The sequence below is a fragment of the Variovorax sp. Soil_C_17 genome (assembly GCF_057657265.1).
The window spans coordinates 91,063-112,802 of sequence record NZ_JBDGIT010000010.1; the positions used below are offsets into that span (position 1 = coordinate 91,063).

19 protein-coding genes and 4 pseudogenes are annotated in these 21,740 nt (G+C 65.8%); 7 read left to right on the plus strand and 16 right to left on the minus strand.

Annotated features, from left to right (window positions below):
- Nucleotides 1-209: 209 nt before the first annotated feature.
- From AC3A6Y_RS29685 to mdlC, 8 genes and pseudogenes are all read right to left on the minus strand, one after another.
- Nucleotides 210-1,301 (minus strand): annotated as a pseudogene (locus AC3A6Y_RS29685) (maleylacetate reductase).
- A 31-nt stretch (nucleotides 1,302-1,332) separates the two neighbouring features.
- Nucleotides 1,333-1,641 carry a Dabb family protein gene (locus AC3A6Y_RS29690; RefSeq protein WP_487871811.1) on the minus strand — a complete coding sequence of 103 codons (309 nt, stop codon included), beginning with the start codon at nucleotides 1,639-1,641 and terminating at the stop codon, nucleotides 1,333-1,335.
- Complete coding sequence (locus AC3A6Y_RS29695) at nucleotides 1,638-2,480, minus strand: intradiol ring-cleavage dioxygenase (protein WP_487871812.1); 843 nt, start codon at nucleotides 2,478-2,480, stop codon at nucleotides 1,638-1,640. The genes AC3A6Y_RS29690 and AC3A6Y_RS29695 overlap by 4 nt, the downstream gene beginning before the upstream one ends.
- 11 nt (nucleotides 2,481-2,491) lie before the next feature.
- Nucleotides 2,492-3,457: a Bug family tripartite tricarboxylate transporter substrate binding protein gene (locus tag AC3A6Y_RS29700; RefSeq protein WP_487871813.1), complete on the minus strand. Its 966-nt coding sequence runs from the start codon at nucleotides 3,455-3,457 to the stop codon at nucleotides 2,492-2,494.
- Nucleotides 3,458-3,528: 71 nt separating this feature from the next.
- The gene (locus AC3A6Y_RS29705; RefSeq protein WP_487871814.1) at nucleotides 3,529-5,214 is read right to left on the minus strand and encodes an FAD-dependent oxidoreductase; all 1,686 of its coding nucleotides are present in this window, start codon (nucleotides 5,212-5,214) and stop codon (nucleotides 3,529-3,531) included.
- A 25-nt stretch (nucleotides 5,215-5,239) separates the two neighbouring features.
- On the minus strand, nucleotides 5,240-6,211 hold the full coding sequence (locus AC3A6Y_RS29710) for a Bug family tripartite tricarboxylate transporter substrate binding protein (protein ID WP_487871815.1): 972 nt from the start codon (nucleotides 6,209-6,211) through the stop codon (nucleotides 5,240-5,242).
- Nucleotides 6,212-6,234: 23 nt separating this feature from the next.
- Nucleotides 6,235-7,686, minus strand: a complete 1,452-nt coding sequence (locus AC3A6Y_RS29715) for an aldehyde dehydrogenase (RefSeq protein WP_487871816.1) — start codon at nucleotides 7,684-7,686, stop codon at nucleotides 6,235-6,237.
- Nucleotides 7,687-7,726: 40 nt separating this feature from the next.
- Nucleotides 7,727-9,352 carry a benzoylformate decarboxylase gene (gene mdlC / locus AC3A6Y_RS29720; protein ID WP_487871817.1) on the minus strand — a complete coding sequence of 542 codons (1,626 nt, stop codon included), beginning with the start codon at nucleotides 9,350-9,352 and terminating at the stop codon, nucleotides 7,727-7,729.
- 84 nt (nucleotides 9,353-9,436) lie between these two features.
- On the opposite strand from mdlC, the gene AC3A6Y_RS29725 reads away from it, so the two are divergent.
- Complete coding sequence (locus tag AC3A6Y_RS29725) at nucleotides 9,437-10,342, plus strand: LysR family transcriptional regulator (protein ID WP_487871818.1); 906 nt, start codon at nucleotides 9,437-9,439, stop codon at nucleotides 10,340-10,342.
- A gap of 58 nt (nucleotides 10,343-10,400) precedes the next feature.
- Here the strand turns inward: AC3A6Y_RS29725 and AC3A6Y_RS29730 are convergent.
- Nucleotides 10,401-11,220: pseudogene (locus tag AC3A6Y_RS29730) on the minus strand (transketolase family protein); the annotation flags it as partial.
- Nucleotides 11,220-11,546, minus strand: a pseudogene (locus AC3A6Y_RS29735) (transketolase); the annotation flags it as partial. The pseudogenes AC3A6Y_RS29730 and AC3A6Y_RS29735, both read right to left, overlap by 1 nt.
- An 8-nt stretch (nucleotides 11,547-11,554) precedes the next feature.
- On the opposite strand from AC3A6Y_RS29735, the pseudogene AC3A6Y_RS29740 reads away from it, so the two are divergent.
- A pseudogene (locus AC3A6Y_RS29740) lies at nucleotides 11,555-11,805 on the plus strand (electron transfer flavoprotein subunit alpha/FixB family protein); the annotation flags it as partial.
- A gap of 24 nt (nucleotides 11,806-11,829) precedes the next feature.
- Here AC3A6Y_RS29740 and AC3A6Y_RS29745 read toward each other — a convergent pair.
- Nucleotides 11,830-12,309 carry a PaaI family thioesterase gene (locus AC3A6Y_RS29745; RefSeq protein WP_487871819.1) on the minus strand — a complete coding sequence of 160 codons (480 nt, stop codon included), beginning with the start codon at nucleotides 12,307-12,309 and terminating at the stop codon, nucleotides 11,830-11,832.
- 3 nt (nucleotides 12,310-12,312) lie between these two features.
- Nucleotides 12,313-13,200: a beta-keto acid cleavage family enzyme gene (locus tag AC3A6Y_RS29750; protein ID WP_487871820.1), complete on the minus strand. Its 888-nt coding sequence runs from the start codon at nucleotides 13,198-13,200 to the stop codon at nucleotides 12,313-12,315.
- A 250-nt stretch (nucleotides 13,201-13,450) separates the two neighbouring features.
- On the opposite strand from AC3A6Y_RS29750, the gene AC3A6Y_RS29755 reads away from it, so the two are divergent.
- The 5 genes from AC3A6Y_RS29755 (at nucleotide 13,451) to AC3A6Y_RS29775 (ending at nucleotide 18,065) form a co-directional block, all read left to right on the plus strand.
- The gene (locus AC3A6Y_RS29755; protein ID WP_487871821.1) at nucleotides 13,451-14,449 is read left to right on the plus strand and encodes a fumarylacetoacetate hydrolase family protein; all 999 of its coding nucleotides are present in this window, start codon (nucleotides 13,451-13,453) and stop codon (nucleotides 14,447-14,449) included.
- A gap of 10 nt (nucleotides 14,450-14,459) precedes the next feature.
- Entirely contained in the window at nucleotides 14,460-15,497 is a 1,038-nt protein-coding gene (locus AC3A6Y_RS29760) for a fumarylacetoacetate hydrolase family protein (protein WP_487871822.1), read from the plus strand.
- 1 nt (nucleotide 15,498) lies between these two features.
- The gene (locus tag AC3A6Y_RS29765) at nucleotides 15,499-16,611 is read left to right on the plus strand and encodes an FAD-dependent monooxygenase (protein ID WP_487871823.1); all 1,113 of its coding nucleotides are present in this window, start codon (nucleotides 15,499-15,501) and stop codon (nucleotides 16,609-16,611) included.
- 40 nt (nucleotides 16,612-16,651) lie between these two features.
- Nucleotides 16,652-17,218 (plus strand): cupin domain-containing protein, encoded by a 567-nt coding sequence (locus AC3A6Y_RS29770; protein ID WP_487871824.1) that lies wholly within the window; start codon nucleotides 16,652-16,654, stop codon nucleotides 17,216-17,218.
- A 178-nt stretch (nucleotides 17,219-17,396) separates the two neighbouring features.
- Nucleotides 17,397-18,065, plus strand: a complete 669-nt coding sequence (locus AC3A6Y_RS29775; protein ID WP_487871825.1) for a TetR/AcrR family transcriptional regulator — start codon at nucleotides 17,397-17,399, stop codon at nucleotides 18,063-18,065.
- A gap of 22 nt (nucleotides 18,066-18,087) precedes the next feature.
- Here AC3A6Y_RS29775 and AC3A6Y_RS29780 read toward each other — a convergent pair whose 3' ends face one another.
- From AC3A6Y_RS29780 to AC3A6Y_RS29795, 4 genes are read right to left on the minus strand one after another with little or no spacing between them, the layout of a single operon-like run.
- On the minus strand, nucleotides 18,088-18,939 hold the full coding sequence (locus AC3A6Y_RS29780) for an ABC transporter substrate-binding protein (protein WP_487871826.1): 852 nt from the start codon (nucleotides 18,937-18,939) through the stop codon (nucleotides 18,088-18,090).
- Nucleotides 18,940-18,948: 9 nt separating this feature from the next.
- On the minus strand, nucleotides 18,949-19,314 hold the full coding sequence (locus AC3A6Y_RS29785; RefSeq protein WP_487871827.1) for a Rieske (2Fe-2S) protein: 366 nt from the start codon (nucleotides 19,312-19,314) through the stop codon (nucleotides 18,949-18,951).
- Between the two features lie 3 nt (nucleotides 19,315-19,317).
- Nucleotides 19,318-20,256, minus strand: coding sequence for a VOC family protein (locus AC3A6Y_RS29790; protein ID WP_487871828.1), 939 nt, complete (start codon nucleotides 20,254-20,256; stop codon nucleotides 19,318-19,320).
- A gap of 38 nt (nucleotides 20,257-20,294) precedes the next feature.
- Entirely contained in the window at nucleotides 20,295-21,467 is a 1,173-nt protein-coding gene (locus AC3A6Y_RS29795) for an MFS transporter (protein ID WP_487871829.1), read from the minus strand.
- Between the last annotated feature and the right edge of the window lie 273 nt (nucleotides 21,468-21,740).

Sequence of the window (21,740 nt, forward strand, 5' to 3'; positions counted from 1 at the left end):
GTCCAATGCCGTGGAGAGTAGGGGCGTGCCGCGGCGCTGGCAGTGATGGATTCGTCGTTCGAGGATGCTGGGCGCCAAGGCTGGGCTGCACCTCAAGGTAGTCAAACGGCCTTGGCCGCAAGAGTCCTCCATTGCAATGTTGCGATGCTCGCGCGGTCAGGCAGGTGGGGCGGATCTCGATACGAGTGTCCGGGCAAAACAGAACCGGCTCACAGATAAGAAGCCGAATCAGGTCGGATGCCTTCGAAGGCCTTTTGCAGGAGCTGTCGGACCTCGTTGCGCTGTGTCGCACCAACATCGCGCGGGTTCCAGTACGGATTGCTCACGACAATGTCCGCAGCGAGGCCCAGGTCACCCTCCTTCATGCCTATGTCGCGAAGCGCCACCGGCGCCCCGTTGTCTCGTGCGAGGTCGAACAATCCTGCCGCAGCGCTGCACTGACCTTCCACTCCGAGTGCACGCTCGATGCGCGACATGGCTTCGGGCGCCGCCGCCGCGTTGAAGGCGACGGCCTGCGGCAGAACCGCCGTGTGCACCTCGGCGTGCGGCAGGTTGAAGCTGCCACCCCAAGGTGTGACATAGCTTGTGGTGAAGCGCCATTCCCACGTTGCCCAGCACTGCCCCACACAGCCAGGCGCCATAGAGTGCATCCCCGCGCGCCTCAAGGTCATCGCCTCGGCTGCGTATGCCCGGCAGCGCTTTGACCAGTGCGCGGATGCCTTCCTCGGCCATCAGGTCCATCACCGGGTTGCCGTCGCGTGCGTACAGACCTACCGCCGCGTGTGCGATCGCATTCATGCCACTCGTCACGCTGAGGGCAACAGGAAGCGTCAGCGTCAACTCCGGGTCGTAGATGACCGTGCGCGGCAAGACACGCGGATCCCTTCCGGTCTTTTTCAACCCGCCCTCGGTGATGCCATAGATCGGGGTCATCTCGCTGCCCGCGTAGGTCGTCGGGATCGCCAGAACAGGCAAGCCGCAGTCCAGTGCAATAGCCTTGCCCAAACCGGTGGTCGAACCACCGCCGATGGCAACGGCGCAATCGGCACCTAGGCGGCGCGCCTCATCGCGGCCTCGCGGGCGGTCTCGATGGGCACATGCATGATGGCGCGCGCAAAGACGCCTGCCGCACTGGCCCCAAGACGATCGGCCACACTCTGCGCTTGATCCATCTGCTCTGGCGTGGACAGCACCAGTGCGCGACGCGCACCGAGCAGATCGATTTCGCGCTCCAGATGTGCCAGGGCCCCGGTGCCGAATATCACCCGCGACGGCTGGCCGTTGTAGACAAAATCCTTCATGCGCTTCCTTCTGTGTCGTGTCCGGCCCGCCTCAGTCGGCCCAGACTTCGAAGTCCACTTGATGCCTGGCAATTCGGATGCCGTTCAGTGCATCGCGCACCCTCAGGTGCTCCGGATGTGACGCATACGCAGCCAGTGCTTCCCAGGACTCGAACGTGCTATCCAGCACAACATCACAGGCGTAGTCGACCGCGCTGGCATCCACGCCGACTTCCAGGTGCAGCAGCCCGGGAATGTGGCCCCGCAGACCGCGAAAGCACCTTTGCAGAAGCTCGATGTTTCCCCGCTTTTGCTCGGCTGTGGCGCCGCGCACGTCCCACATCACGATGTGCCGGATCATGACTCTACCTGGCCCAGTGGATTCAGCACGAAGTCGTACTCGACGAGGTAGGTGCCATCGGACTGCCGCGTCCAGTCTGCGATCAGCGACTGACGCACGCCGAACACCGCGTCCGAGTCCAGATACGGGTCGTCGCTGCGAAAAACATGCGTCGTCAGCGTCTCGTAGCCATGCGCCTTGATAAGAAAGTGAAGGTGTGCCGGCCGCCAGGGATGCCGGCTCGTCGCCTTGAGCAGGTCACCCACGGGACCGTCATGCGGAATGGCGTACGGCACCGCCAGGATGGAACGGAAGTGGTAGCGTCCTTCGCTGTCCGAATGCAGGATGCCGCGCGCCTGAGCATGGTCGATTTCCGCGTGCTGCACGTCGTACAGGCCGTCCTCGTCCGATTGCCACACGTCCATGTGCGCCTTGGCGACCGGTTCGCCGCCAATGCCGCGCACCGTGCCTCGCACGACGCAGGCGACGCCGCGCGCGCCGTTGGAAATGTCCGTGCCGAGTTCGTAGTGCGGAGCCCCTTCCACGTGGAAGGGACCGAAGACGGTCGCCTCGGTGCATCCGGCCGGCTTGTCGTTGTTCTGGGCGACCGTCAGCATCGACAGGCCCAGCACATCCGACAGCAGGATGAACTCCTGGCGCTTGTCGTCCGTGATGTGGCCGCATCGTGTCAGAAAGTCGATGCCTTTGAACCACTCGTCTTCGGTCAGTTCCACCTCGCGCGCGAAGGCATGCAAGTGCTTGACGAGGCTGTCCATGATGCGATTGAATCGCGCATCCGCCGTCTCCGTCTGCCGCGCAAGGACGGCTTCAGTGATCGTATGCTGGTTCAGATTGCGCATACGCGTTTCCTTCAGTCCAATTGCAGTTGAGTTCGCTGCGCGACACCGCCCCATTTGGCGAAGTCCTCCTGGCTGCGGCGTTGAGCTTCCTGTGCGCTGTTGGCCTCGACACGCAGGTCCATCTCAGCCAGGCGGGCCTTCATGGCCGGAGCTTGGAGCGCGGCGCGCACATCGCGCTGGATCTTGTCGACCGTCGAGGCAGGCAGGCTCGTGGGCGCCATCAAGGTCTCGAAGAAGGTCGCGTCGAAGCCAGGATGCCCGCTCTGGGCGACGGTCGGCACATCGGCCAGTAGAACCGAGCGCTCCTTGCCGGAGACGGCGATCGCCCGCAGCCGTCCGCTCTGGACATGGGGCAGAACGACCGAGGAAACGATGAAGCCGCAATCCACATGGCCCGCCATCACGTCCTGCGCCGCAGGTCCGGGTCCTTTGTAGGGAACATGGGTAAGCTTGGTGCCGGTCTTGGCCAGCAGCATCTCCATCGTCATGTGGCTGGGGGTTCCCGGTCCTCCGGACGCATACGGCCGCGTCGATGGAAGCTGAACGAATTTCGCGAAGGACGTGACGCCGGTGGCGGGATGGCATACCAGCGTCTGATTGAAGCTGGCGAAGTAGGTGACGGGCTTGAGCGAGGCTCGCAGGTCGAAGCCCAGATTCTTGTACAGGTGCGGATTGATGGTGAGGATGGTGTCTGGTCCGACGAGTAGGGTGTGGTCGTCCTTGGCGTGTGCGACCTCGGCGGCAGCCAGGTTGCCTCCGGCCCCTGGCTTGTTTTCGACCACGACCGGCTGGTTCCACGCCGCCTGCAGTGCCGGCTGGATCAGTCTGGCGATCACGTCACCGGGGGTGCCCGGCGGGAATGCCGCGACCAGGCGAACCGCCTTGGTGGGCCAGGTCTGCGCGTAGGCTGGGTGAACGAATGCCAAGGCCATCGCGATGGTCGAGAGGCCGCGAAGCAAAGCAATGGTAGCTTTCATTGCGAGGGTTCCTTAGGCGGATCGCCGGAAGTACTTGAAGTTTTGAAGGTGGAAGGCGGACCCGAGGGCATCTACCGGGCCGTCACGCGGGACAGCGCGCTTGCAGCGTCGCTTGCCGTCGTCCCGCGCCAGGCGACGATCTGGTCGGGCCGGATCAGCGCCAGCGGCGCTTCATAGAGCTCGCGAAGCGATGGCTGCGACAGCCGCACCACGCGCAAGTCCATCGCCAGTGCACGGGCCGCGGTTTCGAAGGCTTCGGTGGAAGGCGCATCGGGCCCCAGCGCCAGCAGGGTCCACTCGGCGTGGAACAGGTCGAACAGCGAGCGCCCATCGTCCAGCCAGGCATGCGGTGGCCGGCCGCCGGGGCTGGCGGTGGGCGTGTAGGCATTCGGCTCGTCAGGCGGCAGCGCAGCGCCGTCGCCGGCGATGATCGGCGAGTCGTCGTAGCGGCCGCCGAAAGTCACACCCGGGATGTTGAACTCGAGCCGGGCATGCTCGTCGAAGTGCCGCGCCGCCAGCTCGCGTTCGGCATCGCCCCGTGCAGAGGCTTCCTCCAACTCGGGCTTCGCGGCGAAGAGTCCCACCGAGTCGGCGAACCTGCGCGCGTAGCCCGTGTTCCGCTCGGCCAGCGGCTTGCGCTCGGCTTCGTAGCTGTCGAGCAGCGCCGGCGGCGCCTGGCCGCGGATGACGCTGGCCAGCTTCCAACCCAGATTGACCGCATCCTCGACCGCCGTGTTGTAGCCGAGCCCGCCGGTGGGCGTGAACAGATGGGCGGCGTCGCCGGCGATGAAGACGCGGCCCTTCCGGAAGCGCTGGGCCACCAGCGCGTGGCCGGCGAGCCAGGTGCCCATCGACAGGATTTCCATCGGCATATCGACGCCCACCGCTTCGGTGAAGACGCGACGCGCATCCGCCTCGGTCCAGCTGTCGGCGTCTTCTCCGGGCCGCAGCGCGGCATGGAAGGCGTATTCGCCCCTGCCGTCCACCGAGGCCATGAACGCGCGCCTCTCATGGTTGACGGCCACGTACATCCAGGCCTTGGGGTGGCGCAGCGCGGAGAGGAACTCCGGCGCCCTCAGGTAGATGGCGAACATCTTGCCGCCCATGAACTCGCGCTGGATGCCGGTGACGCCGCCCCACGCGATGCCCAGCTGTTGCCGCACGAAGCTGCGCGCGCCGTCGGCGCCGACCAGGAACTTCGCGGCCACGTCCTGCGCGGAGCCTCCTTCGTTCGGTCGCACCGTGGCGCTCACCGATGCACCGTCGTCGCGGAAGCGTTCCAGCCGCCAGCCATAGCGCACATCGGCGCACGGCCAGGCCTGCGCATGGCGGCGCAGGGTTTCCTCCACGAACTTCTGCGAGACGCGATGCGGCAGCTCGGCGGCGCTCCAGGACCCCGCCATCGACTTGATCCTGACGATGGCCTCGGCGGCGGTCGGCAGGCTGATGCGAGCCAGCTCATGCCTGGCAAAGCGCGTGAAGTAGGCGATGTCGGTTGGGTGGTCGGCCGGCAGGCCCAGGGCGCGAATCTCATGCGCGAAGCCGAGCCTGCGGAAATGCTCCATGGTGCGGGCCTGCGTCGCGTTGGCCTGCGGGTTGAAGGCCGTGCCGCGTTTGGCGTCGACCACCAGGCAGCGGATGCCGCGGCGCCCCAGCTCGTTGGCGAGCATCAGGCCGCAGGGGCCGCCGCCGGCGATCAGGACATCCGTTTCAATGAGGCGAGGGTGGCCGGCCGCAGGGCGGGGAGGGGAGATCATCTGTTGTCCTTCTTCACTTCAGGCATCAGTCGGCGCGAATGCCGCGCTCCCGGATCACGGCGCCCAGCCGCTTGAAGTCCGCCGTGCCCTTGTCGCCGAAGGCTGCGGACGTCAGGGGCTCCGGCACGTTGCCGAGGGCTTCGATGCGTGTCCGGACCGCCGGCGTCGCCAGCGCGCGGTTGACTTCGGCATGGACGCGCTGGACCACCGCTGGCGGCGTGCCCGCAGGGGCGTAGAGACCGAACACCGCATCGGCGTCGAAGCCCTTGAGCCCCAGTTCGTCGAGCGTCGGCACTTCCGGCATCTGGGGTGCCCGATGGAGGCTGGCCACCGCCAGCATGCGCAGCTTTCCGGTCTTGACGTGCTGGATGCTGATCCCCGGATCGAACAGGAAGTCGATCTGTCCGCCCAGCAGGTCCGTCAGCGCAGGCGCCGCGCCGCGGTACGGGATATGGACCGCGCTCGTTCCCGTCCGGCCCGTCATCATCTCCGCCGCGAGGTGAGGTGAGCTCCCGTTGCCGGGCGAGCCGAAGGAGCGCTTGCCGGGGTTTGCCTTCAGGTCGGAAATCAGACCCTTGAAGTCCTTGATCGGGCTGTCGGCGCGCAGCACCAGGTAGAACGGAACGCGTGCGACGGACGCGACCGGGATCAGGTCCTTCGCCGGATCGAATGGCATCTTCGCGTAGAGGTGCGGATTGATCGACACCATGCCGCCGGAACTCATCAGGAGCGTATAGCCGTCGTGCGGTGACTTGGCGACGAACTCGCCGCCGAGGTTGCCGCCGGCGCCGCCCTTATTCTCGACGAGCACCGGCTGCGCCAGCGCTTCCTGCAGCGGCGCGCCGATCACGCGGGCCAGCTGGTCGGCCGCGCCGCCGGGTGCGAAGTTGGCGACGATCTTGATGGGCTGCTTCGGCCAGTCCTGGGCCTGGGCGCTGCCGCATGCACCCAGCCCGAGCGCGAGTGCGAGTGCCGCGCTTGCCAACAACGATTTCATGAGCCCTGTCTCCTGCTATTCGGTCAGAACGGGTAGTGACGGTCGGTGGTCTGCACCGTGATCCACCGCAGTTCGGTGAAGGCATCGATGCCAGCCTTGCCGCCGAAGCGGCCGTAGCCCGAATCCTTCACCCCGCCGAACGGCATCTGCGCCTCGTCATGCACGGTCGGGCCGTTCACGTGGCAGATGCCGGAGTCGATCCGGTTGGCCACCGCCCAAGCGCGCGCCAGGTCGCGTCCGAACACGGCTGCGGAGAGCCCATACGGGTTGTCGTTGGCCACGCGCACCGCCTCGTCGACGCCATCGACGCGCACCACCGGTTTCACGGGACCGAAGCTCTCCTCGTGGTAGATGCGCATCTGCGGTGTCACATGGTCGAGCAGCGTCGCCGGCATCAGCGTGTTGTCGGCCTTGCCGCCACACGCGAGCTTCGCGCCCTTGGCAAGCGCATCGTCGATCAGCGCGTTGCAGCGCTCGACGGTACTCGCATCCACGACCGAGCCCAGCACCACCGGCCCCTTGCGCGGATCGCCCAGCGGCAGCTGCGTGGCCTTGGCAGCGAGCCTGTCGACGAAGGCGTCGGCGATGCGCCGGTCGACGACGATGCGCTCGGTGCTCATGCAGATCTGGCCGCTGTTGGCGAAGGCGCCGAAGGCCGCGCCGCTGACCGCGGCATCGAGGTCGGCGTCGTCCAGCACCACCAGCGGGGCCTTGCCGCCCAGTTCTAGCACGGCCGGCTTCAAGTACTTCGCGCAGGTCTGCGCGATCAGCTTGCCGACGCGGGTGGAGCCGGTGAAGTTCACCCGGCGCAGCGCAGGGTGGGCGACGATCGCCTCGACCACGTCTGCCGCGTCCGCCGGTGCGTTGGTCACGAAGTTGACGACGCCCGGCGGGAAGCCTGCATCCTTGAAGGCCTCGACGATCAGGCCGTGCGTGGCGGGGCTGAGTTCCGAGCCCTTGAACACCACCGTGTTGCCGCAGGCCAGCGGCGTGGCGATCGCGCGCACGCCGAGGATCACCGGTGCGTTCCACGGCGCGATGCCCAGCACCACCCCCGCAGGGCGGCGCACACCGAGCGCCAGGCTGCCGGGCACGTCCGAAGGAATGACCTCGCCGCCGACCTGGGTCGTCATGCCGGCGGCCTCCTGCAGCATGCCGGCTGCCAGGTGCACGTTGAAGCCGGCCCATGGCGCGGCAGCACCGGTTTCCGCTGCCATCGCCTCCGTCAGCGCCTGCGCCTTGGCCTCGATCGCGTGTGCCGCCTTCAACAGCAGCGCCCTGCGTTCGCCCGGGCCGGTGCGGGACCAGGCCGGGAATGCGGCTGCGGCGGCTTCGACCGCGGCCACGGCGTCGGCCGGGGTGGCGGCGGGTGCCGTGGTGGCCACCGCACTGTCGAGCGGGTTGCGGCGTTCGAAGGTGGCGCCGTTTTCAGCCTGCCGGGCCTCGCCGTTGATCAACATCGATATCGTGCCCATCGTCTGGTCTCCTTGTAGGTTGTGGATTCAAAAAAAGCGTTCAGGCCACTTCGACCTCGACCAGCATCGGTGCGGCCGCTCGCAGGGCCTGCATCAACGCCGGGCGCAACTGTTCGGCCGCCTCGACACGCAGCCCCTGCATGCCTTGCGCGGCCGCCAGCGCGACGAAATCGAGGTCGGGCAGGTCAGTGCCCGGCACATGCTCGTCGGGCCGGTAGCCGAAGATGCGGGCGAACTCGTACAAGGCTGCATAGCGGCGGTTCTTGAGGATCACGACTGTCACCGGCAGCGCCAACTGCGCTGCGCTCCACAGCGCCTGGATGGCATACATCGCCGAGCCATCGCCCACCAGGGCGATGACCCGCGCGCCCGGCTTGCCCAAGGCCACGCCCACCGCGGCCGGAAGCCCGAAGCCCAGGCCGCCGCTGCACATGGTGTAGAAGGTTTCCGACTCGAAGATCGGCAGATGGCCATGCATGATCGGCCGTGCACTGGGGGCTTCCTCGACCACGATGCTGTCGCGCGCGCGCAGATCGGTCAGCGTCTGCAGGACCCACGCGACGGGCAGGCGTTTGCCGGGCGGCGGTTCTGCCACGCGCGCCGGCCGCGGGTGCGGGCGTGGTGCGGGACGACGCGGCGGCGTGCTGCGTTCGAGCAGGTCGAGCAATCCCAGCCGGATGCTGCCGACCACGGAGCTGCCTGTCGGCGCCCAGGCGGCGACCTGAGGGTCGTCGGTCAACTGCACCAGCGCGCATCCTTCGGGGAGGTGCGGCCCGCGGCCCTCGACGTGGTAGGTGAAGGCGGGTGCGCCGAGCGCGAAGACCAGGTCGTGGCCGGCGAGCCGCTCGACGATGCGCTCGCGCATCGGCGGCAGAAAGCCTCCCCACAGCGGATGGTCCTCCGGGAAGCTGCAACGACCTGACATGGGGGCGACATACACGCGCGCGTTGTGCCGCTCGGCCAATTGGACTGCTTCGTTCCAGGCCTCGTCGCGGTCGACCGCGGCACCGACCACGAAGGCCGGGGAGCGGGCACCGTCCAGCGCCTCGGCAATGCGCCCTAGAAGATCCGGGTCCGCGCGCAGGTTGCGGCTGACCTCTCGCGGATCGACCGGCAGGGACTGGACGCCCCAGTCGTCCGACGGAATCGAGACCAGGACGGGGCCGCGCGGCGGCGTCATCGCGATGTAGTAGGCGCGCGCAATCGCCAGCGGGACGTCTTCGGCGCGGGCCGGCTCGACGCTCCACTTCACGTAGGGCTTCGGCAGTTCGCTTGCCTGCGTGGAACCCAGGAAAGGCTCGAAAGGCAGGATCGAACGTGCCTGCTGGCCGGCCGTGATCACCAGCGGCGTGCGATTGCGATAGGCCGTGAAGATGTTGCCCATCGCGTGCCCGACGCCGGCGGCCGAGTGCAGGTTCACGAAGGCCGCGTTGTGCGTTGCCTGCGCATACCCGTCCGCCATGCCCACGACCACCGACTCCTGCAGCCCGAGCACGTAGCGGAAATCTTCCGGGAAGTCGATGAACAGCGGCAGTTCCGTCGAACCGGGGTTGCCGAAGACGCGGGTCATGCCGAATGCGCGCAGCAGCCTGAAAACGGCGTCCCGCACGGTCAGGGTGCCGCCCGCCACGAGCGTCTCTTGCGCGGGCTCGACGCGTTGATCCATGAATGCTCCTTGATGAAGCACGCAGTCTTGCGCGCCCGGGCGTATCCATCAATACAATGGGTCGACTAGAAGAAAATAAGCATCATGCATAGTGAAAAGCTGGACATGAACCTGCTTCGCCTGTTCGAGGCGGTATACCGCCTGGGCAGCGTCAGCCTTGCGGCCGAAGCGCTGGGGCTGTCCCAGCCGGCCGCCAGCCAGGGCTTGACGCGTTTGCGGCTGGCCCTGGGTGATGCGCTGTTCGTGCGTGCCAACGGGCGCATGCGCCCGACCCTGCGGGCGGAGCGGCTGGCCGGCGTCGTGCAGCCGGCCGTGGCGGCCATCCACGAGGTGCTGCGGGACGAGGACACCTTCGACCCCTCACGCTCGCGGATGACCGTTCGAATGCACATGAACGACATCGGGGAGGCCCGGCTGCTGCCGGAACTGATGGCGGCCTTGCACCGCCAGGCACCCGGCGTGCGGGTGCACACCGCCCCGCTGCCGCATGGCGAGATCGCCGATGCGCTCGAAACGGGGGCCATCCATTTCGCGCTCGGTTTCCTGCCCTCGGTCAGCGGGACGGAGCGCGTCGAGCTGCTGCGCGACCGCTACGCGGTCGTGGTGCGGGCGGGGCATCCCATCGCCGGCGCCACGCAGGGGCGCACGACCCTCCAGGATCTGCGACGCCTGGAGTACGTGGCCGTGCGATCGCACTCGGAGACCCTGCGCATCTTGCAGCAACTCGGGCTCGATGGCAGGCTGGTCCTGACCTCGGCGCACTTTCTTGCGTTGCCGGCCATCATTGCGCGAACGGATTTCGCCGTCGTGATGCCCTATGCCATCGCGAGCAGGTTCATCGACCCGAAGCGTTATGCGGTGCTTCCGGCAGAGCTTCCCCGCAGCACCTTCACCGTGTCGATCCACTGGAGCCGCCGCTTCGAGTCGGATCCGGCTCACCGGTGGATGCGGGATCTGTTCGTCGGACTTTTCAAGGACAAGGGGAGCTGAGGGCCGGGTGATCCTGTGGCTACCGCGTATCAGCGCCGCCTTATGCTGAAGCGACGGAGGCATCCGGAAGGCAGATCTGGCGGAGTGTCGGCGCAACGCCCGAGCGCATCAGGAGGCTCGCAACCGCCTCTCCCAGGCCGCCGATCACCGAGTGGTTCTCCGCCACCACGACCAAGCGCCCCAGTCGGCGGATCTCTGAGGATGGTCCCCTCGTCGAGCGGATTGATCGTCGGGACGTGCAGCACGGCAACATCCACACCGTCACTCTCTGCAGTTGCTGGGCAATTTCCAGCGAGTGCATTGTCATGAAGCCGCTGGAGACACCAGGACGCTCTTTCCATCGCGAATCAGCTTGGCCTTGCCGAGCTCGAACTTGTAGTCGCAGCCGTCCAGAACGAGCGGAACGTTGCCGCGCGGCAGCCGCATATAGACGGGGCCCGCATGGTCGGCCATCTGCGCCACCGCCTGTTCGACGTCAAGCGCGTCGCAAGGGTCGATAATGGTCATGCCCGGGATGCTCCGCATCAATGCCAGATCCACGGTCGCCTGGTGGCTCGGCCTATATCGGGTGGCCAGGCCAGGCAGCGCGCAGCAGATCTTGACGTTGAGATTCTCCTCGGCGGTCACCTGGTGCACGAAGTCGTAGGTTCGGCGTGTGCCGAAGACGCCATATGTCGTCGCGAAGGGAATGAAGCCCTCCTTGGTCGTGCCGCCCCTGGCGAGGTCGGTCGTCATCCCGACGATCTCCGGCCGGTTGCGACCCAGTTCGACCATGGCCTTGCCGAACGGCGCCGCCGTGACACGTGGCCCTCGCTGGCGAGCGAGGCGATCATCGCGGAGGTGGTGAGCCTCGGCTTCTCTTGGGTAACGGCGGTCATCAGAGGGCCCCTTCCGTTTGGGTGCTGTCAACATGGGCGGTGGCTTGCTGCCATGCCGGCGGGTGGACGCGGATGAAGTGATTCTTGTCGCGCGTCTCCAGGAACGGGACGCCTTTGCCCATGAGGGTGTCGACGAGGATGACGCGGGGCTTGTCTTCCTTCAGCGCGCGCGGTATCGAAGGCGGCGACAACGGCCGGCAGGTCATTGCCGTCGACGCGTGCCAACCGAACGCGGTCCATTTGTCGACGAGTGGCTCGAAGCCCATGATCTTTCCGGACGGACCGTCGGCCTGCTGGTTGTTGATGTCGACCAGGCAGATCAGGTCGAGAGGCGATGGTGGACGATCCAGCCGTGGGCTCCTCGGTCAGCATCACGCCGAGTCGCGCTGCAGTGGACGCGGGTTACGCGCCCAACGACCCGCCGTCGGCATTTCCGGTGCCATTCAGCATCTGGCTGGCATGAGCGATTCCAAGGTGAGCGTTGCAATCAACAAGGATGACGAGGCTTACATCTTCAGTGTGGCCGACTACGGCCTTGTCGGAGATCTGTTTGATGTCATTCCCGAGTTGACCGGGGCGCTCTGACGGCCCTGGCAGCATTGGGTCCCGTCATGCCTGAACGGGAACCACCGCAAGTGACGAGATTGCATTTGCGATGACACGGGAGCCCTCTGCGTTGTAGAGCGTCGCGTGGGCGAACGCGACTTTCCCGCCCACCCGGTCCGCCCCCGCCACAACCAGGAAGTGGCCTTCCTGGCCTGCTGCCTGCATGTTGACGGTCAGGCTGATGGTGGCGCACGTGAAGCCGGGCTTCAGGCGTGAGAGGATCGTCATCGCCATGGCGAGATCCAGCATGCTTGCGAGCGTGCCGCCACCGACGACGCCATTGCCCTGAGTCGCGGTGCGCGGCGCGGTGAACCGCAGCACCAGTTGCTCCCCTCGCACCTCGACAAGCTGCGTCGAAAGGCTCGCCAGGGCGGGGTTGACGTCCAGCGGCACATGGCGGCGCCCGCTGGCGACTGCCTCCGCCACATACGCCCGGGTGGGGTTGTCTTCCTGCAGCCCGGAAGGCGTCTGAAGCGATTGCACGGGTCAAGCGCCCAGCAGCGTGCTGCGGGCGTGGTCTACCGCAGCCACCTCGTAGCCGAGGTCATCGATTATCCTGGCTGCCTTGGCGACCAGTTCAGCGTTGTCGCGCGCGAGTTTCCCGGGCGACACATACAGGTTGTCCTCGAGGCCGACCCGCACATGCCCGCCGAGGATCGCCGCGGTCGCCACCATCGGGAATTGGTCCGGCCCGATGCCGAAAGCACTCCACTTTGCTCCGGCGGGGAGAAGGCGCTGCATCTCGGCGACGACGGTCGGCGCCGCCGGTGCGCCCCAGGGAACCGAAAGGCACAGCTGAAAATAGGCACTGCTGGGAATTGCCCCGATGCCGATCAAGTGGCTGGCAAGGCGCACGTGGCCGAAGTCGAAGACCTCCAGCTCCATCGTGACGCCGGCCTGCGCGATCTGTGAGGCCATCTCGCGCAGATGCTGCGCGGTATTCACGAAGGCGGCCTCTCCGAAATTCATCGTGGCGACATCGAGACTGCAGATGTCTGGCTTGAGCTTCACCACGTGCGCCACGCGCTCTTGCGGGGTCATCAGCTCCGCATCCGGAATGGGCTCCACCCGAAACGGCGAGTCGGTCGGAACGGTCAGCATCGTGCCGGGGCCTGTCGTCAAGTTGATCAGCACGTCACAGCGTGATTCGCGGATGCGCTGCACCACCTCCTCGTAGTAGGCGAACTTCGTCGAAGACTTGCCGGTCCGCGGATCGCGCACATGGACGTGCACGACGGACGCGCCGGCACGGGCGGCATCGATTGCCTGGTCCGCGATCTCGCGCGGTGTCGCGGGTACCGCGGGATTCCTGGATCGCGTATCTCCGGCTCCCGTCAGGGCGCAGGAGATGATGACGGGAGGGCGTTTGCTCATGGTGTGACAGGTGAAGAGATGGTGGAAGCCGGACGCCGGACGCTGACCGCAACCCGGCATGGCATGGCATTGTTTGGCTTCGGGACGAGACGGGCCGTATCGTTGTAAAATAATACCGCCTCTTGGTGACCTTGGTCAACGGATGGGCCGCCAAGATCTACCCGTGCTTCGCTAGGGGTAAACACCAGGGAATCGAGGTAGAACCGAGACGTATAGTATCGAAACAATATCACGCCAACCTGGAGTCAAAGTGAAACTCGGAAGATTTGTGGTCCAAGGTCTCGACGGTCCCGTCCAGCGCATCTGCATGGTTCTGCCGGAGCAATCGCGCGTTGTCGACCTGCGGGCTGCGGAAGTTCTACGCCAGCAGGCGCGCGGCGCGAGCCGTGAGGCGGCGCTGCGCTACGCCTCGGTCGTGTTTCCGGAAAGCATGTCGGCCGCGATCGCTCTGGGACAGCAGTTCCTCGATACGGCGACGGAGGCGGCGCACCAGTACGGAGACGACGCTTCGTTGCCAATGGACGGCCTGCACTGGGCCCCTGCCTGCGACCCGTCGATCGTGCGTGACGGACTCACCTTCGTGAAGCACATTCGGCAGTTCCACGAGCGAATGAAGCTCACGCCCGCGCCTGCCTTGCTGCAGGTGCCCGGGTACTTCAAGGGCTCGCCCTGGACGGTCATAGGGCACGAAGCCGAAGTGCCGTGGCCCTTCCGCTGCGACAAGATGGACTATGAACTGGAGATCGGCTGGGTGATCGGACGCGGCGCCCACGACATCACGCCGGAGACTGCACGGTCGCACCTCTTCGGCGTCACGATCTTCAATGACTTCTCGGCGCGCGATCTGCAGGCCAACGAGTTCGCAATCGGGATGGGGCCCACCAAGAGCAAGGACTTCGCGTACGGAATCGGCCCCTGGATTACCACGATCGACGAGTTTCCCCGTCTCGACAACATACGCATGTCCGTACGCGTGAACGGCGAAACCTGGGGCGAGGGCGACAGCTCGGAATTGCTCTGGAGCATCGATGAACTGATCGCCTACGTATCGCTGGGCGATCACGTGCAGCCGGGAGACGTCATCGGATCGGGCACTATGGGCAACGGTTCGGCGCTGGAACTTGGCCGCAGCCTCAATCCGGGCGATGTGGTGGAACTGGAGGTCGCAGGCGTCGGGGTCTTGCGCAACCGCCTGGGTCAGCGTCAGCAGGGCACCTGGTGGCCCGAGCCGCGCAAGCCGTTCATGTGAGCAACGGGCAATGAAGTTCTCACTTGGCACCTTCTCTCGGGAGGACGGACGGCGTTTTGCCGGCCTCTGCCTCGGCGAACGCGTGCTGCGTCTCGAAGAGCTGCACGCAGAGGCGATGCGCTGCGGTGCGGGCTGGTCCGCCGGCGCTTCGGTTCTCGACCTGCTGCAGGGCTGGACCGAGAACCTCCCGGTGCTGCGCACCCTGGCGCAACGGTTTTCGCCCGAGCACCCGGCCGCCATGGCCATGTCCAGCCTCCGGGTGCATGCTCCTGTCGACCTGCCACGGCAGGTGCTCTGCACGGGGGCCAACTACCGCAAGCATGTGGTGGACCTCACGCTGGACATGGGCGTCGGTCCGCCAGGTCTCGAAGGAGAAGCGCTGCGCAGATGGGCCGAGGACATGATGGACGAGCGGCTGGCCAGCGGAGAACCCTATGTGTTCACGAAGCTGCCGTCGGCCATCACGGGTGCATTCGATCCGGTCGTGCTTCCCGCGACCACGCACCAGCCCGATTGGGAGGTGGAGCTCGCGGTGATCATCGGCCGGCGAGCCCGCAATGTGCGGCGCGAAGATGCGCTCGGCTATGTGGCCGGCTACTCGGTGGTGAACGACGTCTCGGCGCGCGACCTCATCGCGCGCACCGACTACAAGATGCTGGGCACGGATTGGTTGAGGTCCAAGTCGCCCCCCACCTTCATGCCATTCGGTCCGACCCTGGTGCCTGCGTGCTTCGTGCCGGACCCGCAGAGGCTGCGCATTGCGCTCAGGCTGAACGGGCAAACCATGCAGGACGAATCCACGGCGGACATGCTGTTCGACGTGGCGCGACAGATCGAATACATCAGCTCGCACGTCGAGCTCTGGCCCGGGGACCTCATCGCCACGGGTTCGCCCGCGGGCAATGGCACGCACTACAACCGTTTTCTGCGCGACGGCGATGTGATGGACTCCGAGATCGAAGGACTGGGCCGACAGCGCAACGTCTGCGTGGCGGAAGCGACAAGCCCAATGAGGCATGCCCGTTCGAAGGTGGGCGAGGAGATTTGACATGAAAAAAGCAAGCAAAGTTCTCGTGGTGGGCAGCGGCATCGGCGGCGCGACGGCGGCCTACACGTTGCGGCGTGCGGGGTTGGAGGTGCACTGCATCGACAGCAAATCCGAGACTCCAGCGACCGGCGCGGGCATCTGCCTTCTGCACAACACGATGCGAGCGCTGGCCACGATCGGGCTCGCCGAGCAATGCCTGGACAGCGGCATCGCTTTTGAGGTGTTCAAGCAGCATGACTTCACGGGCCGCCTGGTGGCTTCGAACCCGGCGCCCCTGGGATGCGGCATGCGACGGCCAGAACTGGCGCGCATCCTCGAGGGGGCGGCGGCGTCCGCCGGGGCGCTGCTCGAGAAGGGATTGACCGTCAGCGATCTCATTGATCGCAGCGACAAGGTGGAGGTCACCTTGTCCGACGGTCGACAGCAGGAATATGACCTGGTGGTGGCTGCGGATGGCGCCTATTCCAAACTGCGCGACCGCGTGTTCGGAGCCGAGTACAAGCCGCGCTTCGCCGGCCAGAGTGCGTGGCGCTTCAACGCGCCGCGGCCCGTCGAAGTGGATGGCTTCTGCCTGTATCGCTCGGCAGACGGCAAACGCACCGTCGGTGCGATCCCCACCTCCCGGGACACATGCTATCTGTTCTTTCTGGAGAACAGCGCGCAGCACCTGCATATGCCGGAGGGCGAACTCCACGTCCTGCTGCGTGAGCGGCTGGACGGCTTCTGCGCCCCTGTGATCCAGGATTCGCTCGCGCTGGTGTCCGAGCCCGCTCAGGTCCTGTTCCGGCCCTTCGACATCACGCTGGTGCCATCGCCATGGCACAGGAATCGGGTCGTGCTCCTTGGGGACGCAGCGCATTCGCCGACGCCCCAGATGACTTCGGGCGGTGGCATGGCGATCGAAGACGCGGTGGTGCTGGCCGAATGTGTCGACGCCTGCGACAGCATCCCGCAAGCGCTGCAGGCGCACTCGCAGCGACGCTTCGAGCGTGTCAAGGTGGTTTATGACGCCTCGCTGCAACTGTGCAACTACGAGCGCGACCCTGTGCCCGATCCCCACCAGACCGCCGCCTTGCTCCTCAAAACCTACCAGTACCTCGGCCAGCCGATGTGAGCATCCGGCGCCACCATTATCTCAACAGGAACGAACCACAGTGAATACGGAAACCATCGTCGACGGGAAGCGGGAGAAGGCGCCGACACAGTTGCGCCCCGTGCGTCGCATCGTCACGGGCGAGAACGCGCAGGGCAAATCGGTCTTCACCTCGGACGGACCAACACCGAACCACACGAGCGATCCTGGCTCCCCACCGGCCCATGTAGTCTGGGTCACGGGGGAGTCGGCCGCAGCCGGCGCCGAGCCGGCGCCGGCCGGCCACGCTTTCGGATTCCATTCGAGGGGGGGATCCCTCCTGCGAATCGTGGATTTCCCGCCCGACGCCAATTACGACACGTCGGCGCTGGCGCGCTTCCTGGACGATCACGGCGTTCGCGACCACGGGGACGCACGGCACTTCTGGTTTCACAAGACCGCCTCTCTGGACTACGCGATCGTGCTGGAGGGTGAGATCTATGCTCTCATGGACGAGGGCGAGACGCTCATGCGCTCGGGCGACGTCCTGATTCAACGCGCCACCAACCATAGCTGGTCGAATCGTTCCAGCAAGCCATGCCGCATGGCTTTCGTTCTGCTGGATCTCGAGCCCGGCGGGAAAGCTTGAGAACACCCGTGATGGTGCCATGCGGCGCGAGTGCCGCATCCGTCGGTCCTCAGCGCGATTGTGTAATGCCAGCCTGGCAAGTCCCGGATAATGAGCGTGTTGTTGTAGATTGCACAGTACCTTGCCTACCAAGACTTCTTCCAAAGGAACAGCGGCAAAGCCCAGCGCCCGTTCCTCCGTGCGCTCATCCGCTCGCGCCGACCCTGTCGGGGTCGGCGCGCTGCCCCCTCGCTCGCCTGGGCGAGCGCGTAGCGATGCTTCACGCGTTGCCATCCTGGATGCGACGCTCAAGCTGCTAGGCACGACGCCGCTGCAACAGATCTCCATCGAGTCGATCGCACGTGAGGCGGGTGTCGGCAAGGCCACGATCTATCGCTGGTGGAATTCGAAGGCTGCGGTGGTCATCGAGGCGTTTCTGCACACGCACCTAAGCCACACGCCCATGCCAAGGGTCGGCAGCCCGCGCGAGGCGCTGATCCGCCACATCCATCTGCTGATCGATGAGTACAACGGATGGTCGGGGCGGGTCGTCGCGCAGGTCCTGGCCGAGGGGCAAGGCGATCCGAACGTGTTGCGCGAGTTTCGCGAGCGCTTCTGGTACGGCCGGCGTGCGGTAGTGCGGGAAGTGCTCGAAGATGCACGCCGCCTCGGCGAGATCCGAAGCGACATGGACGCGGAACTGCAGATGGACATGCTCTACGCGCCAATCTACTTCCGGCTTCTCGTGGGGCACCTTCCGTTGGACAAGAAGTTCGCGGACACGCATTGCGCTGCAGTCATGCAGATGCTGGCACCGCCGGAAACGGGGGCTATCGCACCGCGCGCGCTGCGGCGTAAGACTGCGTGACCTGCGTCTGGGAACGTGGTGCTCAGTCCCGCGGCAAGACGGAGGGCTCGACCAGCTGCTCGTACGTGGTGTCTGCACCCGGCAGACCTGCTTTTCGGCGCTGCTCGATCAGCAACTCGACACCAACGCGATCCGGGCACAGCGAAGCCGGGATCGTCGACAGCATGGCTTCCACAGCCGGCGCGGGGAAGCCCTCGCGCGCGAGCGTCTGCCGCGCGGCATCCAGATCGGCGGCCATGCGCTGGCGAGCGCCGTCCAATGCGGCCAGCCAGCTTGACAGGGCTGGTCGAAGCCAATCCAACTTGCGCGCGCTGATGACCAGGCCTTGTCCCGGAAATGCGGGATACAGCGCTTGCACATTGGCAAGGCAACTCAGGCCCGCCTCGGATGCCATGAGGTCGTAAGGCGGTCCGAGCAAGGTGGCGTCGCCGCGACCGGCGACCAGCGCATCGTAGCGCTCCTTGACTCCACCCACCATTTCAAGTGCATAGGCGCCGGCGTCGATGCCTCGTTCGGTTAGCATGGCGCGAAGCGCCACGACAAAGCCGTTGCGTGGCGCATCCACCAGCAGGGTGGCGCCGCGCAAGTGCCTCAGCGCGGCCAAGCCCTTCCGCCCCACGAGCGTCAACGGGGTGGTGCGCTCCAACTGGGCGATCACACGGAGATCCTGCGGTCCCGCGCGCAAGTTCCAGTCCATCACGTTGTCAATGGCGGTGACGACCGCATCCACCCGGCCCGCAGCGAGGGCCTCGAACTGCGCCTCGGACGAGGGGTTGCGCTGCGCGTGCAGTGCAACGGATGACGTCAGCGCCCACGCGTTGGCAGCGACGACCAGGGGGGAGGGAACGAACCAGAGTAGGTGAAGCGTGTGCATGGGTCTTAGTTAGTCCCCGTGCGGGGCCTCGGCGGCGTCGATCATGGCAAGAATCCATCCCTGGGCATCGGTCTCAAGTTCTACTGGCGTCAGCGAGCTGCCCAAACAAGGGCCGGCTGTGCAGCGGCCCGTCGGAATGTCGAACTCTGCGGCGTGTCCGCTGCAAACAATGCGGGTGGCGTCGCGATTCAGATAGCCATCGCGCCGCCACGCCATGGCGCTGCCGGGCCAGTGCGGGCAGTCATTGCGGTAGCCGTACACCGACCCCTCGTGCTTTACCAGAAACATGGCGTCCCGGCCGGGGCGATCGAGCGCGAAGCCCCGGGCAGAATCCTCCTTCAGTTCATCGACGTGGCAAAGAGGTCGTTGGGGCATGGCTTATTCGGCCTTGGGCGGCGGACCGCCCGGCGCCCACTTCTCCCGCCAGTCGAACAGGAAGATCTGCGACATGTCGGTTTCAGCCGCCACCTCGCGCGGGACCCATCGGTCATCGTGAAGGTCCATGTCGGCGTCGTACTCGACGTGGCAACCCAACGGAGAGTTGAAGTACCAGAACCAGTTGGAGCCGAAGCGATGCCGGCCCGGTCCCCAGTAGGACTGGTAGCCCTTGTGCGCCAGGCTCCATCCGGCCGTCAGAAGCTCGCCCGGGCCACCCATGTGGAAGGTGAAATGCTCGCAACCCTGCATGTGCGGCGGCGTCTTGATCATGAAAAGCGTGTGATGCTCGATCGTGCCGGCAGGCCGCAGGAAGGGGCCCATGCCGATGAAGCGATCGCTGACCCGAAAGCCTAGTCGCTGTGTGTAGAAGGCTTCGGCCCGCTCGACATCGGGAACGAAGTAGACAACGTGGGACAAGGTTCGCGGCCGCGGTTGCTCGCCGGGTCCCGACGATGGCGAGACAGGTGTGTTGACCGGCCGATTCGGATCGCCCGGTGCGTTCACTCGCTCCGCGGGCAGATTGACAGGCTGTCGCCTGGACACCTTGAAACCAAGGACGAAGCCGACGTCATCGGTGCATTCGAGAGAACCATCAGGCAGTTGCTTCACCCTGCGGTCGCGTCCGAGTTCCTCGGCGATCGCGCGAAGCGTGTGTGCGTCGGTGACGCCGTACACCGTCTTTCGCAGCATGTTCGCCGTGTCCAGAGTCTTGGGGGGGAGAGTGGGATCGTCGGCTGCCTTGACGACGACGGCCGTGCCGTCCAGGGCCTCGTAACGCCCTCGCCCGCGTGGCAGGAGGCCGTAGTCGACAAGGAATTGTTCGGCGGCGGCGACGTCGGGAACACCGAATTCGAGCTCGTCGGGTCCGATGATGTTCATGAGGTCAACTTTCTCTGGTGATTCAATGGGGATGGCTCTCAGGTGGGGGTGGCCTCGGCGGTCGCCACCTTGCGCACCGTTCCTCGGCCTGCCTGCATGAAGCAGAGCGCGCCGATCGTCGCCACGAAAGCAACGGCCCAACCGATGCTGGTGTAGCCCAGGTTCTGGGCGACGACACCGCCGACGATCGGCCCTATGGCTGAGCCGGCCATGGTGATGACCGGAGTCGCTGCCACCGCTCGCGTGGAGGCGTCGTTGCGAGCGAGGAAGGCAAATACGAAAGTGTGGGTGAAGATCATCACCGCCGGGAACACCGCGGCCGCAAAGGCGTAGGAGCCAAACTGCGAGGACTGGGTGAGCGTCAGGCCCAGAAGGACTTGCAGTATGGGGCCCGCGACCATCACTGCCTGGGCGGACAACTTGCGCTCGAGCACGGCAGCGAGAACGCCCGGGAGCAGGTTCACGATGCCAACGGCGAGCAGCACGCCCATCACCATCTGCTTGCTGAAGCCGTGCGCATCGCCGACGCGCTCCATGTAGCTGAGCATCATCGAGTGGCTCAGCGTCATGAGGCTGGTGCCGACCATGGCGAACCAGACGCCGCGCGCGAGTGGCGCTTGCACGACCTGCCTGTTGACCCGAGAAGGCGCTGCTGGCCGCGCGGGAAATCCGATCGCTGCGGCCAGCGCTGCCACGAGCATGATCGAGCCGAGAACCACGAACAGCGCGGATCCGCCCTCGACGCTTACGAGCTGTGGCACGCCACCTAGGAAACCGAACGACAGTACGCTCAAAGCGGTGAATGCGATGGCGATCAGCCGGTGAGGATTGGCGCTCGCGCCGATGGTCGAATGGGTGATCGAGAGAGCGCATCCGACGCCCAGGCCGCCGATGACGTGCAGCAAAGCCATCGTTCCGTAATCCTTCGTCGTGGACAGGGCGAAGAAGGCCGCTGCGGCCACGCCAAAGGCCGCCGGGACCACCGCCGTTCCCCGGATGCGATTGACGCGCGGCGAGACAAGCAGGCTGCAAACGACGACCGCTGCCAGGAAGAATGTGACCAGTGATCCTGCGCGCTGCGGCTCGAAGCCAAACTGTCCGATCAGGACAATGCCCACCCAGACCGGCAGCGCGACGATGTCGATCATGCCTGCGCAGTGGCCCAACACGAGAGAGGTGCGGCCCTTCAGGCCATCAATCGATCTGTCCATGGTGTCTCCGGGGAAATGGATTTCAAGTTGCAATACGAGACGACTAGTCTCGCTACGTTCGAATGGTAGATCGATCACTGTGTGCCGATATGGGGGCAAACCCGAACGGAGGCGAGGAACGTGTCGCGCTTGCCTATGACAACGCAAAGTTCTTCCGGGCCGGGTTTTCCCGTGGTGCCGCCGATCGAGACGAGCTTATACAATACGGCCCGTATCGCAATAACTTCGACAACTCTCCCTTGTTGCAGAGCGCGCAGAAGCCCTGTTCGCCTT

Coding starts and splice junctions, on each gene's coding strand:
- AC3A6Y_RS29690 (WP_487871811.1), bottom strand. CDS start 1,641: ATGATCCGGCACATCGTGATGTGGGACGTGCGCGGCGCCACAGCCGAG.
- AC3A6Y_RS29695 (WP_487871812.1), bottom strand. CDS start 2,480: ATGCGCAATCTGAACCAGCATACGATCACTGAAGCCGTCCTTGCGCGG.
- AC3A6Y_RS29700 (WP_487871813.1), bottom strand. CDS start 3,457: ATGAAAGCTACCATTGCTTTGCTTCGCGGCCTCTCGACCATCGCGATG.
- AC3A6Y_RS29705 (WP_487871814.1), bottom strand. CDS start 5,214: ATGATCTCCCCTCCCCGCCCTGCGGCCGGCCACCCTCGCCTCATTGAA.
- AC3A6Y_RS29710 (WP_487871815.1), bottom strand. CDS start 6,211: ATGAAATCGTTGTTGGCAAGCGCGGCACTCGCACTCGCGCTCGGGCTG.
- AC3A6Y_RS29715 (WP_487871816.1), bottom strand. CDS start 7,686: ATGGGCACGATATCGATGTTGATCAACGGCGAGGCCCGGCAGGCTGAA.
- mdlC (WP_487871817.1), bottom strand. CDS start 9,352: ATGGATCAACGCGTCGAGCCCGCGCAAGAGACGCTCGTGGCGGGCGGC.
- AC3A6Y_RS29725 (WP_487871818.1), top strand. CDS start 9,437: ATGCATAGTGAAAAGCTGGACATGAACCTGCTTCGCCTGTTCGAGGCG.
- AC3A6Y_RS29750 (WP_487871820.1), bottom strand. CDS start 13,200: ATGAGCAAACGCCCTCCCGTCATCATCTCCTGCGCCCTGACGGGAGCC.
- AC3A6Y_RS29760 (WP_487871822.1), top strand. CDS start 14,460: ATGAAGTTCTCACTTGGCACCTTCTCTCGGGAGGACGGACGGCGTTTT.
- AC3A6Y_RS29765 (WP_487871823.1), top strand. CDS start 15,499: ATGAAAAAAGCAAGCAAAGTTCTCGTGGTGGGCAGCGGCATCGGCGGC.
- AC3A6Y_RS29780 (WP_487871826.1), bottom strand. CDS start 18,939: ATGCACACGCTTCACCTACTCTGGTTCGTTCCCTCCCCCCTGGTCGTC.
- AC3A6Y_RS29785 (WP_487871827.1), bottom strand. CDS start 19,314: ATGCCCCAACGACCTCTTTGCCACGTCGATGAACTGAAGGAGGATTCT.
- AC3A6Y_RS29790 (WP_487871828.1), bottom strand. CDS start 20,256: ATGAACATCATCGGACCCGACGAGCTCGAATTCGGTGTTCCCGACGTC.
- AC3A6Y_RS29795 (WP_487871829.1), bottom strand. CDS start 21,467: ATGGACAGATCGATTGATGGCCTGAAGGGCCGCACCTCTCTCGTGTTG.